12 protein-coding genes are annotated in these 15,675 nt (G+C 52.5%); 4 read left to right on the top strand and 8 right to left on the bottom strand.

Annotated elements, in window-relative coordinates; translation table 11 throughout:
- The coding region (locus tag PsAD37_RS27470; RefSeq protein WP_153039653.1) for an integrase core domain-containing protein at positions 1–142 on the top strand (142 nt) is incomplete at its 5' end.
- 129 nt (positions 143–271) lie between these two features.
- On the opposite strand, the gene PsAD37_RS09695 is transcribed toward PsAD37_RS27470, so the two are convergent.
- Both PsAD37_RS09695 and PsAD37_RS09700 read right to left on the bottom strand, forming a co-directional pair.
- The gene (locus tag PsAD37_RS09695; protein WP_063295977.1) at positions 272–625 is read right to left on the bottom strand and encodes a RidA family protein; all 354 of its coding nucleotides are present in this window, start codon (positions 623–625) and stop codon (positions 272–274) included.
- Positions 626–640: 15 nt separating this feature from the next.
- Positions 641–1,741: an FAD-binding oxidoreductase gene (locus tag PsAD37_RS09700; RefSeq protein ID WP_063295978.1), complete on the bottom strand. Its 1,101-nt coding sequence runs from the start codon at positions 1,739–1,741 to the stop codon at positions 641–643.
- A 683-nt stretch (positions 1,742–2,424) separates the two neighbouring features.
- Between PsAD37_RS09700 and PsAD37_RS09705 the strand changes: the two genes are divergently transcribed.
- Positions 2,425–3,408, top strand: a complete 984-nt coding sequence (locus PsAD37_RS09705) for a TRAP transporter substrate-binding protein (protein ID WP_063295979.1) — start codon at positions 2,425–2,427, stop codon at positions 3,406–3,408.
- Between the two features lie 78 nt (positions 3,409–3,486).
- Here PsAD37_RS09705 and PsAD37_RS09710 read toward each other — a convergent pair whose 3' ends face one another.
- The 3 genes from PsAD37_RS09710 to PsAD37_RS09720 form a co-directional block, all read right to left on the bottom strand.
- The gene (locus PsAD37_RS09710; protein WP_063295980.1) at positions 3,487–4,275 is read right to left on the bottom strand and encodes a pentapeptide repeat-containing protein; all 789 of its coding nucleotides are present in this window, start codon (positions 4,273–4,275) and stop codon (positions 3,487–3,489) included.
- 482 nt (positions 4,276–4,757) lie between these two features.
- Positions 4,758–5,903, bottom strand: a complete 1,146-nt coding sequence (locus PsAD37_RS09715) for a helix-turn-helix transcriptional regulator (RefSeq protein WP_063295981.1) — start codon at positions 5,901–5,903, stop codon at positions 4,758–4,760.
- 245 nt (positions 5,904–6,148) lie between these two features.
- Entirely contained in the window at positions 6,149–7,297 is a 1,149-nt protein-coding gene (locus PsAD37_RS09720) for an NnrS family protein (protein WP_208991802.1), read from the bottom strand.
- A 405-nt stretch (positions 7,298–7,702) separates the two neighbouring features.
- On the opposite strand from PsAD37_RS09720, the gene PsAD37_RS09725 reads away from it, so the two are divergent.
- On the top strand, positions 7,703–8,413 hold the full coding sequence (locus PsAD37_RS09725) for a DUF930 domain-containing protein (protein WP_084407716.1): 711 nt from the start codon (positions 7,703–7,705) through the stop codon (positions 8,411–8,413).
- Here the strand turns inward: PsAD37_RS09725 and PsAD37_RS09730 are convergent.
- A complete protein-coding gene (locus PsAD37_RS09730) occupies positions 8,389–8,940 on the bottom strand; it encodes a recombinase family protein (protein WP_063295983.1) in 552 nt (183 codons plus the stop codon). The two genes, PsAD37_RS09725 and PsAD37_RS09730, sit on opposite strands and share 25 nt — an antisense overlap.
- Positions 8,941–9,071: 131 nt before the next feature.
- Here PsAD37_RS09730 and PsAD37_RS09735 point away from each other — a divergent pair, with 131 nt between their 5' ends.
- Entirely contained in the window at positions 9,072–12,089 is a 3,018-nt protein-coding gene (locus tag PsAD37_RS09735) for a Tn3 family transposase (protein WP_063295984.1), read from the top strand.
- A 307-nt stretch (positions 12,090–12,396) separates the two neighbouring features.
- Here the strand turns inward: PsAD37_RS09735 and PsAD37_RS09740 are convergent, their stop codons facing one another.
- Both PsAD37_RS09740 and PsAD37_RS09745 read right to left on the bottom strand, forming a co-directional pair.
- Positions 12,397–13,425, bottom strand: a complete 1,029-nt coding sequence (locus tag PsAD37_RS09740) for a 2-oxoacid:ferredoxin oxidoreductase subunit beta (RefSeq protein WP_063295985.1) — start codon at positions 13,423–13,425, stop codon at positions 12,397–12,399.
- Positions 13,422–15,317, bottom strand: coding sequence for a 2-oxoacid:acceptor oxidoreductase subunit alpha (locus PsAD37_RS09745; RefSeq protein WP_063295986.1), 1,896 nt, complete (start codon positions 15,315–15,317; stop codon positions 13,422–13,424). Before PsAD37_RS09745 ends, PsAD37_RS09740 begins: the two co-directional genes overlap by 4 nt.
- Between the last annotated feature and the right edge of the window lie 358 nt (positions 15,318–15,675).

The raw sequence follows: 15,675 nt of genomic DNA on the forward strand, positions 1-15,675 counted from the left end.
TTACTCGTTGCGTGAAGCCCAAATAATCATCGAAAGGTGGAGGATACACTACAATACCAAACGCCCCCATAGTGCGCTGAACTTCCGCCCACCGGCTCCTGAAGTAATCATTCCAGTAGACCAAAGGCCAGTCATGCACTAACTTTCAAACCGGACCACTCAAGTGGGGCTGATCACACTTGGCCTCCGAAGCGGACTGACTTCGAACTACTGACTTTGAGCGAAAAGAGAGGAGAGTTTATTCCCCTCCCCGAGTTCTATGTCACTCTGATCAGGCAGCTACTGCGGCTGTGATGAGGATTTCTACTTTGAGGCTGTCGAGGGCGAGTTTGCATTCGCCGCAAGCGCGGGCTGGTGGGTTTTCAGGGTCGACCCATGCGTCCCAGACGGAGTTCATCTCATCAAAGTCAGCAACATCATTCAGCCAGATGGTGGCTTGCAGGATGCGGGACTTGTTGGAACCGGCGTCTTCCAGCAGTTTCTCAATGTTTGCCAGAATAGCGCGAGTCTGTTCGGCAGCGGTTTTGCCGTTGGTGTCGACCTGACCTGAAAGGTGCACGATGCCGTTGTAAACGACGATCTGGCTCATGCGCAGGCTTTTGCCCAGGCGGGTAATGTCAGACATGGGAATTCCTATGCTTTATGTAAATCGGTTTGGTGAAAGGGCTGCCACAATCTCTTCCGGCAACTCGCTCGGACGGTTGAGGCAGAGATCTGCGGTGAGGCGAGAAAGAGCTGGGCTGGTTTGAATGCCATACCCACCTTGGGCAGCAAGCCAGAAGAAGCCGTCTGCATCTGGAGTAAACCCTACGACGGGGCTGCGATCCTCTACAAAACTGCGAAGGCCTGCCCAGCTGTGCTCCACCCGTGTGACGGGGAAGTTGACGGCGTTTTCAAATCTGTAGAGGCCTTCGGCGAGCACCATGTCATCAACAAAGGCATCGTGCGGCTCTACAGGGTCGGCATCCACAGGAGAGACAAGCAGTTTGCCTGCTTCCGGTTTGGCGTAAAAGGGTTCTGCTGCGCCTTCAAACAAGGGCCAGTTGCTGCTGTCGACACCTTCCGGCAAAGGCAAGATTGCTGCGGTTCTGCGTTTGGGGGTGAGCCCAATTGTTTTAAGGCCTGCAAGTTCGGCAATTTTATCAGCCCAGGCTCCCGCGGCGTTGATCAGAACAGGGGCGCAAAACACGCCTTTGGGTGTGGTGACCTGCCAAAGCCCATCTTGCCGTTCAATCTGAGTGGCAGGTGCTGAGAGGATGATCTCTCCACCACGGGATTTGAAGAGGCGGGCGTAGCCCTGAAACAGGCGGTCCACGTCAATGTCCAATGCGTTGGGCTCGTAAAGCGCGGAGGAGACTTTTTCCGGATCAAGGATTGGAACCATGGCGAGGGCTTCTTCAGCGCTGCGTGTCTCCAATCCTTCTGCGTCTTTCTCGTAGGTTTCCAGCTGGTCTTCCTTGCCCTCTTCCGCCAACATCAAAAGCCCTCGGCGCGTGAGCACGGACCCCTCACAGATGCCTTGCGGGTTCATGAGTGTAGGTTCGGAAGCAGCGTTTAAGGCGCGGATGACGGCATTGCCGTAGTTGCGAATGAAGATTGCGGCAGAGCGGCCTGTGGAGTGGTGGCCGATCACATCTTCCATCTCCAGCACAATGGTTTTTGCGTTCTCTGCCAGTTGAGAGGCCGCACTGATGCCAGCGATGCCGCCGCCGATAATCAGAAAATCGCAGTGCTGTGCCATGTCAAACCTCGCAAATATAAAAATATCTAGCAAAGGGCGCGGCGATGCGAGGAAAAACCGATCTTACGCACTTTTATATTGTTCCCATAACAATGTTTGGAACGTAGATTTTCAGTTGGTTGAGATGGTTTCGGATATTGGTCAGCCAAATTTGAGAAGGCAAAGAACTGCCAAAAAATGCGAATCTCCCTAGACGCAGAGTTAGAGTTGTTCTGAAGTTTTGAATATTTGGTCGACCTATTAGAAGATTTTTGGTCTAAAGGTCGGACATTATCTGCGATCGGCTGTCAATGCGCTGCAATTAGTATACTTGAGTGTAAATTCCCGGCAAATATAGCATTGGATATAGCTTTAAAATAAAGAGAGTGGTTACTGCGAAGGCTGCTCGATATAAGTTGATGCTATTATTATTATTACTCAGAAAGTGCTATTAAATCGCGCTTTTCATAAAGATTATGTGACTTGTATCATCTATGGTTTGCTTTTCGGGGTGCATTCCGTGAGGCGTGACCAATTGTCAGTGCCAACACCTAGAATTGATATTTTGGTTGACCTTTTTGTGAAATTGGTCAGAAGTACTGGTAAGGGATGTCGCCGTAGGGAAGATCGGTCTCATTTCGATAAATCGGGAATTCCGTACCAGGCGCCGTCTGTCTGTGTACTTCAAGGGAGAATTTAGAAGAATGTTCCGCAAGTCTCATTTTATTGGTGCTGTGCTTACATCTGCTCTTATGGTGGGCGCAACCATTGCAGAAGCTAAGACCTTGAAGGTCAGCCATAACCTGCCGACTGACAACCCGGCACATATCTCTCTGGAGTTCATGGCAAAGCGCGTTAAAGAGCTTTCCGGCGGAGATGTCAAAATGCGCATCTTCGCAAATGCACAGCTTGGCACACAGCGTGAATCCATTGAACTGATGCAGAACGGTCTTTTGGACATGGCCCGCTCGAATGCAGCAGAAATGGAAGCTTTTGAACCATCTTACTCTGCGTTGACCCTCCCATACATCTTTGAGAGTGAGGACCATTATTACAAAGTTCTGACCTCAGATGTTGCTGAAGACATCTTCATGTCCTCCAAGGACAAAGGCTTTATTGGTCTGGCTTTCATGGTTGACGGCTCTCGCTCATTTTATGCAAACAAAGCCATCAACAGCCCAGCTGATCTGAAGGGTATGAAGATCCGCGTGCAGCCTTCCCCATCCGCGATCCAGATGGTTGAACTGCTCGGCGGTGCGCCAACCCCGATCTCCTTCGGCGAACTCTACTCCGCTCTGCAGCAGGGCGTGGTTGATGGCGCTGAAAATAACCCGCAGGCACTTGTTGACGTGCGCCACGGTGAAGTTGCAAAAGTCTATTCCCGTGACGAGCACACCATGATCCCAGGCGTTCTGATGATCTCTACCAAAGTGTGGGATGGTTTGGACGCGGATGATCAAAAAGCACTGAAAACAGCAGCTCGTGAAATGATGGATTTCCATCGCGACCTTTACAACAAGCAGACATTGGAAGTGATTGAAACTGCTAAGACACAACTTGGCGTGGAGTTTATCGAAGTTGAGAAAGGTCCATTCATCAGCGCAGTTCTGCCAATGCACGATGCGCTTGCAGAAAAGTCACCTAAGCTTGCTGACTTAATCGCACGCATCAAAGGCCTTGCAAAATAAGCAAAACACTCTCCGGGCATTGACTTTAAACCCCGTCCTCTTTGAGGCGGGGTTTTTGTATGGAGAAGACTGCTGGCTTCAGTCCGGATCAACCTTGATGCCGAGGCCGTGCAACAGAAGGTGTTGCTGACTAGCGGAAACAATCATACCCCGATATCCGCGCAGGCTTGTTAGGAAGAGCGCACCCAGATCAGCACCTCGCAAGTCCGCGTAGGTCAGATCCAGATCTTCCGTTTCCGCATCAGAGAGCGTGCTGCGCTTCAGGTCTGCGTTGGTCAGGTTCGTGTTGGATAGATTGCTGCTGGTCAGGTCGCAGTCGGTGAGAATGCATTCCTCAAGATCCAGATCAGACAGGGTTGCGTAACTCAGCTGACAGTCGGTGAACGTTGCTCGTGTTTTCAACGCGCGTTTGCCCGCAACCTTGCCAAAAACACAACCCGCAAGTGAGGCGCCCGTCAAACGGGAGTTTTGGAAGGTGATGCAGAACATTTGTGAATACGGAAAGATGGTGAGGCGAAGATCGCAGTTGTGAAACTCCACATTGCTCAGGTCTGCATGGCGAAAACACCCGCCTGCCCGTGTGTCGGCATAATAAAAGCTGCAGTTTTCAAACTTTGCCTCACGCAGATCGCAGCTTTTAAAGGTGCAGGCCGGAAACTGGGTGTCTTTCCAGCTGCTTTCACGAAAATCTACTGAATTGAAGTCACCTTCGGGCTCAAAACTGCAATTGAGAAACTGCGCATCCCGTAGGTCTTTGCCCTCAAGCCAGGACGCTTCCAGCTCTGCATCTTCAATTGGTATGCCAGTTTCCAAAAGAATCGAGAATTTTTCATAGGTGAGAGCGGTGGAAGTATCTGAGGAAGTCATGTGAGCACCGTGATGAACGAGGAGATAACCACTGTGCCATGTGCAGTGGGAGCGTTCAATCGGGCAGGTTCAATTAAGCAAGAAAAGACCGGCATCGCCTTTTGAAATATGGAAGGCTAAGCCGGCTAGGCAATAATTTACAACAATACAGGCGGCTCATTTCCCAAGCAAACGAACCACCAAACAGCAAACTTAAGGACCGAATTGCGGTTGAAGGTATGCCTTCTGTGCCAAGACTGCCTCCGAAAACCTGTGCTCCCGACGCCTCTTGTTTGCTGAGTTAAATTTACTCAGAATTTTTCGAGGTGACTTGATGCAATTGCACTAATTTTCTGCAGAAAAAGACAAAACTCTAAAATTAGCTGATAACGCTCTGATATATCTAATAAAAATATCAGATTATTTTCCTCTCCGATATGTCGGGTGCATGAAATTGAGGGGGTGGGTTTAGGCGACTGAGGGAAATCCCTGAAGGGATTGTATTAGGTCTGCCACGGATAACGCGAGAGTGTCGTCATCACCAGTCGCACGATCTCGGTTTGTGAGCCAACATCCAGCCGGCGAGACACGTTGGCGATGTGGTTTCGTGCGGTATTGTAAGAAATACCGAGTTGCTCAGCAGCGTCTCGTGTTGACGCTCCATTGGTCAGCGCCTTCACGACCTCGGTTTCTTTCGGGGTAAGATTCATCAGGTGGCTGATCATTTTGTCTGGCACTTCGGCAAAATCGGTCGGATCAAACACCATCAAAAGGCAGTATTTTGGTCTGGCCAAAAAATGCGAAAGATAGTCTGGAGCGTCCTTTTGAGTCTCAATAGGCTGGATGAAGACCAGTGTGTTCGGACCAAACTCATTACGGATGATAACCGGAGACGGCAGGGTGTGCGTGTAAATGGACTGTCTGACTGCGCTTTCCAATGCGCTGGCCTCATCTACTGCCTTGGCAGAGAGCCGCATGTAACGCCCAAGTTGCAAGTTGGTATGTTTGCTCAGCAGCTTTTCTGCACGCCCGTTCATCACCTGCACGCTGCTGTTTTCATCAACCACCAGAGCGCTGAAGGGCATCTGCTCCAACCAGAACTTGCCTAACGCCTTGGTGGGGGCAACCGCCTCACGCATGCGACGCTGCAAAGCCAGCTGAAAAGCATTGCGGAAATACGGCTGCAAAAACTTCACTTCCTCAAAAAGCTGGTCTTCGTCATTTTCTGAGACGGCATAGGGAAGTGAAATGTTGATGTAGGAGCACAGACCGTTTTGACGATCGATCATTAGTGTAATGGCGCGGTCGATGTTTTGGTTGGGCTCAATGAAATTGCCAACATAATCTGCGTGAATGTCTTCCTTACGGAAATGCCGATGCGGCCGGCAGGGCTCTTCAATATCAACCCGCTTTAAAACGGAGGGCAGTGGATTCAGCTGAGCTACGGGCGCAAAACTGTCATGGAACGCCTGCCCCACATTCAAAACCTTGCGGTAGTCATAGTGACGGTCTGCCAGGCTTTGCACATTGATGGCAAAGGGAAACTCTGAGTACTTTGTCTGCAGTTGCTTCAACGCATTTTCCAACGGCTCTTCATTCATGAAGGTCCGGAAGATGTCGCTGATACTTTGATCAAGGAGCGGTGTCATAATCAATGGTCTGCAATAGGGCTCGAAAGGAGTGGTACAGAGCGGCAATCAAAGATCTCTAATAAAGAAACCGCTTAAGTATTGAGCCGGCAGACGGGTTAAATCAAGTAAGTTGACCGTTTGGTCTAAAAAGAAATTGACGTTGCGATATATCAGCAACAGTGCATAGGTATATATGAGAATATTCTGAATAAAGATGTGTGCTTGAATACAGGAAAGGCCCGGAAAACCGGGCCTTTGTGATGTCAGAAGATTGTATTTGGCCGGGTGACAATGCCCCAGTATCTAATAGTAAAGAGGCCAAATGCACCGACCCAGCACAGGGCTGAAAGCCCCAGAACCATGAAATATCCCTGCGGATATAGAAGAATACCAAACACCCGCACCGCTGCACTCATGACAATGAGATAGTAGATTGCAATCTCAACCCATGTTGGCTGGAGTGGTCTGCCGGAGTGACCCAGCGCACTGCGTGTCATCATGGCCAGCATCATACCGGCGATGGAACCAACGGTGATCGCGTGGATGGCCAGTACCTGATCCCATGGTGCATCCAGCAGGGCCCCTGCCCGCAACAACAATGCAATTGGTAGCCAAGCGTAGGAGATCGGCAGGATCCAGAGGATCGGTTTGCCCCATGTGATCTGAGGACGCCACAGGCCCATCTTCACAATGTGCAGCCCGGCGAGCACCAGCAAGCCCACCGCACGCAGCGTTGCGGCTTCGTAGCTCATGCCAAAATAGATGTCGCTGACCAATAGCAGAACCATGCCAATACCAATTGCATCTTCAAGGCGCTGGTTGCGCACTGCGCGTTTCACGCCGAGGGCATTGTTGGTGAAGAGCGGAATAATACGGCCGCCAATGACGGTTACAAAGATCGCGAAGACATCAACAGCCCAGAGGAACACATCGGCAGAGTCATAATTGATGAGATCCAGCGCAATGGCGTGGAACAGACCGTTTGCCACCGCCAGCACCAGAAGCAAAGCCACCGCGAAGTAGTTGCGTTTGTTTTTCGCCTGATAAAGCGGAATTGCGATGCCAAGAGCGGCAAGAGGCAGGAAGAGAAGATCAAGAATTTGTCCCAGTGACCCAAGTGGTCCGCTGCCCACAAACAAGAGCACGCGTGCCGCTAGCCATAAGGCAAGCAATCCACCCAAAACCATGCCATTCGGAGTGCGTCGGCCCGTCCAGTTTTGAACGGCGGTGTAAAGAAAGCCGATGAGAATGGCGACCGCGAAGCCGAAGATCAGCTCATGAGAGTGCCATAACACGCCTTCGAGCGGGCCGTTGATCTCGACAAACCCGATGATGGAGGCAACCCAAAGCGGAACGCTGATGGCCGCATACGCTGCACCAACAATATAGAACGGACGAAAGCCGAGAGACAAAAATGCTTCCCAGGAGAAAGCTGTGCTCGCGCTGGGAGGCTTCGGCATAGTTTGTGTTTGCTGCATGTGTCAGGTCTCGGTCGGCGAAGGATCAGCCTTCGCTCATTTTCTTATCAAGGCACAGGAAACGCATTCGACCAGAAGTGATGGAGCGATGGTCGAACTTCTCCACTTATCACCCCTTATAAACATGAAGCTAATACTCATATTTGTGCAATGTCAAATAATTCTAAATTAGCCATACAAACCGGCCTGCAAGCAAGACGTAAGGTACTGATTTCAGAGAGAGGGCGGTCGTGTGCAAACAGTTGCGGGTAAGTTGAAATGTGAGAGGTTCTGCCGGATTTTTGCCTTGTTCTGCCACGAGTCTGGCAACTTCCAGGGGCGAGACACAGGATTGATTCATTGCACGTTTTGCAAGCAGACAGAAACAGCTATGTGATAGCGGGGTCAAACAAGACCTATACGCTGGTGTTTGCGTCTTCATTAATGGTGCACCTGTTCGCCTACTGGGTGCTGGCCATCTCTCATTTGCCTCGTAGCTTTCGTGGAAGCCCGGTGAAAAGCATTGGTGTCGAACTCATTGGCACCGCTCTGTTTGAACAACTCATCACGCCGCCAGTTCAACAAGAGCCACCAACGGCATCTCTCTCATCTGCTCCGCCGGAAGATGCAACCCCGCAACCTTTGCCGCCGCCAGTTGTGAGAGAGGAAATCATTCAAACGCCGCAACCTGTCATTGCGCAACACTTTCAGTTGGGCCGTTTACTGGACGCGCCTGAAAACAAAGAACTGAAAGAGTCGCTGGTTCTGTTTGATCCATCCGATCAGCGCGAGCAGCTGTGCAATTTGGAGGTGATGGAGCAAATCGAGTTATGGGATGAGAGCTTCAACCCGGAACGCGTGGTCGCCTTTGCCTACAAAGATCCTGTAGTGTTCGGCAACAGCGTCAGCGCAGATGGTGCAGCTTTCCGCAGCAAGCGTGATTGGTACCACCTCACCTACAAATGCACCTACAACCCCACCACAAACCTCGTCACCGCCTTGGAATTGGGATGTGCGGCTGAGAGGAACGAAAAAGTACCACAAGGCTATTTTTTCTCCAGACAGCGATAAATCGTTGCCGGGTGGACGCCGAAAGTCCGCGCAACAGCACTGATTGATTTGCCCTGATGAACGAGATCACGGGCAATCTCTTTTTGCTCCGGACGCAATTTTTGTGGCCTGCCAAATGCCACGCCGCGGGCCATGGCAGCGTCACGCCCCTCTTGCGTCCGACTTAAAATCAAGGTGCGTTCGAACTCGGCAATACCGGAAAAAACTGTCATGATCATCTTTCCTGCGGGCGTTGTCGTATCCGCCCACGGTTCTTCAAGTGATTGTAATCCTGCTTGCTTTTCATTGATGATCTCGGTAACGCGCAACAGTTCAGAGGTGGAGCGGGCAAGGCGGTCCAGTCGCGTGACAACCAGCACATCGTCTTTCCGCAACTGACTTAGCAGCTTCTCCAGTTCCGGTCGGTTTAGGGCGGCGCCGGAAATTTTTTCTTCAAACAACATCTCACACCCGGCCTGTTCCAGCCGTTGAGCCTGTTGATCCAGGGTTTGTCCCTCTGTAGAAACGCGTGCGTATCCCAGTTTCATGTGACCTCTTTTATGGGTGTGCGAAAGTCATTGCAAAACTGGCTGTTTTCGCACATATTTTTTGCAAAGGATTCTCTTTGATTTTCCTGTGAGCTCCGTGAGCCTCGCAAAACTTGTAAGATTTGCAAAACATGCCCACCCGCCACCTTAACGATGATCTGCGTAACACCTTGGGGCGCTTTACTGCCGATCCGACACCTGAACAGTTGGCCAGATACTTTCATCTCGACCGCAGCGACCTTGATATCATTCGAACGCTTCGTGGTGACCGTAATCGTCTCGGATGCGCAATCCTGCTCTGTAGTGCCAGATTTCTTGGCATTTTTCCCAGAAGCAAAGAGGACGTCCCGCAAGGTGTTATCGTTAGTTTGTGTGGGCAGCTGGATTGTACGCCTGACACAGACCTCTCCAGTTATTTCAACCGCAAAACTCAGACTTTTAAGCGGCATAGTTTTCTGGTGCGGGACAAATTTGGGTTCACCGAGTTTGGAAACAGCGGTTTTGCCTATTTCCGTTTGTGCCGCTGGCTTTATTCTCAGTACTGGAGCGGTGAAGATCAGCCTGGGCTTCTGGTTGAGCGGGCTGTTTCTTGGCTGGTTACAAACAAAATTCTGCTGCCCGGTATCTCCACTCTTGAAAGGCTGGTTGGCCACATCAGGGAACGAGCGCAGACCAGATTGTGGCACCGCCTGATTGCAGGGCTTACTAACGAGCAGCATCAGCGTATTGCAGCTTTGTTTCAAGAGAATGATCCGGCTGCCTTTGTCGCTTTGGATGCTTTGCGTACAGCTCCCAAAAAGCGGGCTTCTACGGAGTTCTTCCGCCATCTTGACAGACTTGATGCAGTCCGTGCCTTTGATATGCGACCAATCCCGCCCAAAGGTGTTCCAGCGGTCAGTCTTGAACGATTGGCTCGTGTTGCTCGTACCAGCAAGCCTTCTGCTATTGCCGCTTTGCAAGAGCCACGGCGCACCGCCACTGTTGCCGCTCTTTTTTACACTCTGGAGGCAACCGCGCAGGACGATGTTACTGAACTTGCCGAAGCCCTGCTGGCGGACCTGGTTCGTGATGCGGAAGCAGCCAACAACCGAACCAGATTGAGAAGTCTGCGTGATCTGGATGATGCAGCTCTTGTTTTGAGCGAAATGGCCCTTTTCGTCATAAGCGAAAATCGTTTGCCGCTGAACGACTGGCAAGAAGTGTTGTTCGAAAATTTGCCTCGCTCTCAGATTGAAGAGGCAATGGGGAAAGTCGCTGCGATTGCTCGACCTACCCCCTCCAGGCCTTATGATGAGTTGCGTTTGCGCTGGCGTCGAACTAGGCGTTTGTTTTTTAATATTACAACCCGCATTGAAACCGGATCTGCACCAGGTGGAAAAGATCTCGCCAAAGCTGTTTCTTATCTTAAATCCAAGCAGGATTGGTCGAGGGCAACCATGCGAGATGCCCCAACCAGAGCTATTCCAAAACCCTGGCGGCAATACGTACTGGATCAGAACGGCCAGGTAATTGACCCAAAGGCGTATGTGTTTGCTACTATTGACGCTTGGCGGAGCGCTCTTAAACGGCGCGATGTTTTTGCGAAGCCGGGTATTAGATATGGCGATCCTCGCCTTGGAATGCTTGAGGGATCCCGCTGGCAAGAAGCCAAAGCAATGGTTTGTCGTAGCCTGGGGCGCTCCTTTGACGCCACAACAGAGCTGAATAAGCTCTCCGACCTGCTTGATAAAGCCTATCGCCGCGTGGCTGATCGCGTCCCCAACAACCCCGATTTGCGCATTGAAAACTTGGAGGGGAAACCAAGGATTATTGTGACACCACTGGATCGATTGGAAGAGCCCGACAGCCTCAAAGAGCTTCGCCGGATGGTTCACGCCCTGGTGCCCAAAGCAGGTATTACCGATATCTTCCTTGAAGTCATGGCCCGTACCGGGTTTGCAAAAGCCTTTACTCACTTGAGCGAGCGTCAGGCCCGGGTAGAGGGTTTCGAAATCAGTCTGTGCGCCGCTTTGATTGCGCAGGGCTGCAATGTTGGTTTCGAACCCCTGATCCGCCCCGATATTCCAGCACTGCGTCGCAGCCGGCTGTCGTGGATCAGCCAGAACTTCATCCGTCCCGAAACCATAAGCGCTGCCAATGCACTTATCATTTCCGCTCACACTCGGTTGCCAATCACAGCGCACTGGGGCTCGGGAGAAGTTGCCTCTGCAGACGGCATGCGCTTTGTCGCCCCATCCAGTGCGATCCATGCTGGACCTAACCCCAAGTACTTCGGTCAGGTGCGGGGAATAACCTGGTACAATATGATCTCGGATCAATTCGGCGGTCTGGGAGCCACCGTAATTCCGGGAACCTTGCGCGACAGCCTTACAGTTCTTGCCCTTCAGCTCGAACAGGACAGTGAGCTGGAGCCACTGGAGGTCATGACAGATAGCGCGGCTTATTCCGATGCAATATTTGGGTTGTTTTGGTTGCTTGGCTACCAGTTCAGCCCGCGGCTGGCGGATATAGGTGGCGCCAAGCTGTGGCGTATCGATAAAAATGCCGATTACGGTCCCTTTGATGAGATTGCAGATGGCACTGTCAACCTTCAGCTTATCAGTGAAAACTGGGGGGATCTGATTAGATTGGCAGGATCGCTTAAGCTTGGTCACCTGAAAGCCGCCAGTGTTATGCGCATGCTGCAGATCAAGGATCGCCCGACCACTCTTGCCAAGGCCCTCTCTCAGCTTGGCCGGATCATCAAGACACTGCACATCCTGCGATATGTAGATGAACGGCCGTTTCGGCGGCGCATTCTGACCCAATTGAACCGTCAGGAACTGCGACATAAGCTTGGCCGTCGGATCCATCACGGTGAACGGGGAGAAATCAGAAAACCCATGCGCCAGGGCCAGGAAGAGCAGCTTGGGGTTTTGGGGCTGGCCCTCAACGCCGTGACCCATTGGAATGCAATCTATATGCAGGAGGCCCTGCAATGCATCAGCAATCAAGGTATGAATGTCGACTCTGTTGATATCGCCCGCCTGTCTCCAATTTTCTGGCGTCACATCAATTTCCTCGGACGATATGAATTCGCCCTGCCGGAAAACGTCCGAAGAGGGGAACTTAGGCCTTTAAATGATCCTAGTTCCGAATACGACTTTTGAAAAGCCCAATCAATCCTTGTGGTACTTTTTCGTTCCTCTCAGCCGCACATCCCTACCACTGAGCGACAGCTGCAAGATCTTTGGCCCTGAAGAAGACCCCGCCAATTCCCGTAACTTTCTCCATAGTAACTCCCCCCAATGATGACAGTGAGACCATACTCCTTAATTGCTTGGGACTTCGCAAGGCATAAGCTTCAAGGGCTGATCAGAGGATGATGGGGTTTGGAATGATCGTTTTAAGATAAACCGGCTCACCAGAACCCGAAGCAAGGCTTGTCAGGTTCTGGCGAGTGAGCAATGGTTGGAATTAAGCAGCGTCTTCGCCCACATCCCATGTTTCTGATGCGCGCAGGGTTGCAGAAAGGCGGCCGAGTTTTTCGTTCATGCTCAGGGGCTTTTCTGGCAGGCCGATGCGGCTGGCGGTGCCGAATTCGGTGGCTTGTTCGCGAAACAGGATGCCGAGGACGGTTGGTTCGCCGTCTTTCTCTCCCAGCTCAGCCAATGCAACGGCCAATGCGTGGTTGGTTTCGTCATGGACCAACAGGTCTGCTTCGGTCAGGCCGTCCTCTTCCAGTGAAACGATATCCAGTCCAAAGCCGCCGGGTTTTACGCGGATGCCTTTGTCTTTGTTGACGCCGAACACCATGGGCTGACCATGTTCCACCACGATAGTGTGGTCTGGCCCTTGCTTCTTATCCTTCAGGTGATCAAACACACCGTCGTTGAAGATCACGCAATTCTGCAGCACTTCCACGAAGGCGGTGCCGTCAAAGTCGCGTGCCTCTTGCAAAATGGGGCCAAGCACTTTGGCCTGTGTGTCAATGCTGCGAGCGATGAACTTGGAGCCTGCCCCAATGGCAAAGCGAGCCGGGTTGAGTGGCATTTCCACTGTACCGCCCGGAGAACTCGGCGTGCGCATGCCCTTTTGCGAGGTTGGCGAGTACTGGCCTTTGGTCAGGCCGTAAATCTGATTGTTAAACAGCACGATCTGCATATCGAGATTTCGGCGCAGAGCGTGGAGCAGATGGTTGCCGCCGATGGACAGGCCGTCACCATCACCCGTGAACACCCACACATCCAGCTCAGGATTAGCAAGCTTTGCACCCGACGCAATGGCAGGTGCGCGGCCATGGATCGTGTGGAAGCCATAGGTTGCCATGTAGTATGGCAGGCGGGAGGAGCAGCCGATGCCGGAAACGCACAGGGTGTCTTCCAGCTTGGCGCCTGTGTCTGCCAGCATCTTGTGCAGGCTTTTCAAAACTGCGTAATCACCGCAGCCCGGGCACCAGCGAACATCGAGAGAACTGGCGAAATCTTTTGGTTTCAGGTCAGTCATGATGAAGCTCCCAGCGCGTCCTCAATGATTTTGGCGATTTCGCGGACGAGGAATGGACGTCCCTTCACGCAGGAAACGCTCTCAACCGGAACATCCATCTGGCTGCGCAGCACTGTTGCCAGTTGGCCGTTGTTCATTTCTGGAATGATCACCCGATCAAACCCCGAGAGCAGCTCCTCCAGATTGGGCGGCAAAGGCCAGAGGTGGCGCAGGTGAATGTGGGAGACGGACTTGCCTTCCAGTTCTGCACGGCGGGCCGCCACGCGGATTGGCCCCCAGCTGGAGCCCCAGCCAAGCAAAGCCAGTTTGCCGGTGGCCTCTCCGGATTCCACATGCTGCGGCGGAATGCTCTTGGCAATTGCCTCCAGCTTCTGCGCCCGGATCTGGGTCATGAGCTGGTGGTTTTCGCCGTCATACGAGATGTTGCCACTGCCTGCCTGCTTCTCCAGTCCGCCAATGCGGTGCATCAGGTCAGCAGTGCCCGGGACAGCCCATGGGCGGGCCATGGTGTCGGGATCGTGATCATAGGGCAGGAAACCCTCTGGATCTGTGGCTTTCTTGACCGGGAATGGAGCATAGGCTGGATCACTGAAGTCCGGCAGTTTCCATGGGGCACTGGCATTGGCTATGTAGCCATCAGAAAGCACCATGAGCGGTGTCATGTGTCTGGTCGCGAGCTTGGCTGCTTCCACGCCCATGTCAAAGCATTCACCCGGATGGGCTGGTGCGATGACAGGCAGCGGTGCATCCCCGTTGCGGCCCCAGATGGCCTGAAACAGATCGGACTGCTCCGTCTTGGTTGGCAGGCCAGTGGAAGGACCGCCGCGCTGGACGTTGACAATTACCAGAGGCAGCTCTGTCATGATAGCAAGGCCGATGGCTTCCGTCTTCAACGCAATGCCGGGACCAGAAGAGCCCGTGACGCCCAGATGTCCGGCGTAGGATGCTCCGATGGCAGCGCAGATGGCGGCAATTTCATCTTCCGCCTGAAACGAAATCGCACCCAGCTCCTTCAACTTTGCCACTGTGTGCAGCAGCGGAGAGGCTGGCGTGATTGGGTAGGAGCCGTAAAACAGCTCAAGATCAGCAAGGGTGGCGCCAGCATAAAGGCCATAGGCCATGCCTTCATTGCCATTGATGGAGCGGTACTCGCCTTCCATCAATGGGGCTGGTTGAATGCGGTAGCGGGACACATCCGGCGGCAGATCGGTGACTTCTCCGTAAAGATGACCTGCCTGCAATGCCATGATGTTGGCTTTGGCCACATCGGGCTTTTTGTGGAACTTCTGCTCGATCCAATGCTCAACATCTGCAGTAGAGCGCTCGAACAGCCACAGGACCAGACCAAGGGTCCACATGTTCTTACTGCGCCGCGCATCCTTGGCGGACAGGCCCGTTTCCTTCAGTGCCTTTTCTGTGTTGCTGGTGATCTCCAGCGGCAGCACGCGGAAGCTGGAGAGCGACCCATCTTCTAGCGGATTGGCGGAAAAACCTGCTTTGGTGATGGCGCGCTCGGTAAAGGCATCCATATCGATGATCAACAGACCGTTCTGCTTCACACCTTCCAGATACTTGCGCAGGGCTGCCGGGTTCAGCGCCACCAACGCGTCGGTTTCATCACCAAACGTGTCCACTTCGGTGTGGCCGATGTTGAGGGAATAGGCTGAGACACCGTAGATCGTACCGCTTGGTGCGCGTATATCCGCCGGAAAATCCGGGAAGGTTGCAATGTCATTGCCAAATCTGGCAGCACTTTCAGCCAGCCGCGTGCCCGTCATCTGAATGCCGTCGCCCGAGTCTCCGGCAAAGCGGACGCGCACATAGTCGACCTCCGGTTGCTGGGAGACAGGAAGCTCACGCGTTGTTGTGCTGTGTTCCAGTCCGTTCTGCATAATCGGCTCCAAAATACTGGCAGCGGCAGTGGCAGAAATCTCGTCTGTTCTTTTGCCCCTCAGGACATTGCCAATCAGCTAAGCCAGAATACCCACTTCTCTGTGGCTTTTTGTAGCCTGTAATAGCAGGAATGGAGTTGCGACCCGTTAACGCAGCCCGCTGGTAATTGGTCGAACAGCCCTCAGCAGTTGTACCGATCTTGGTGGTTCCGGCCTCATGTTTTGCCCTGTATCCCGTCCATTCTCGTTCTGCACCCTGACAGATTTAAGTTTGGCGTCATCTGCGAGTCATTTGGCGCGATTTGGCTTTGAACCGATCCAACCGCATCCCTAGTTTGACAGAGACGAAGAATAACAA

The sequence above is a fragment of the Pseudovibrio sp. Ad37 genome, from assembly GCF_001623075.1.
GTDB lineage: Bacteria > Pseudomonadota > Alphaproteobacteria > Rhizobiales > Stappiaceae > Pseudovibrio.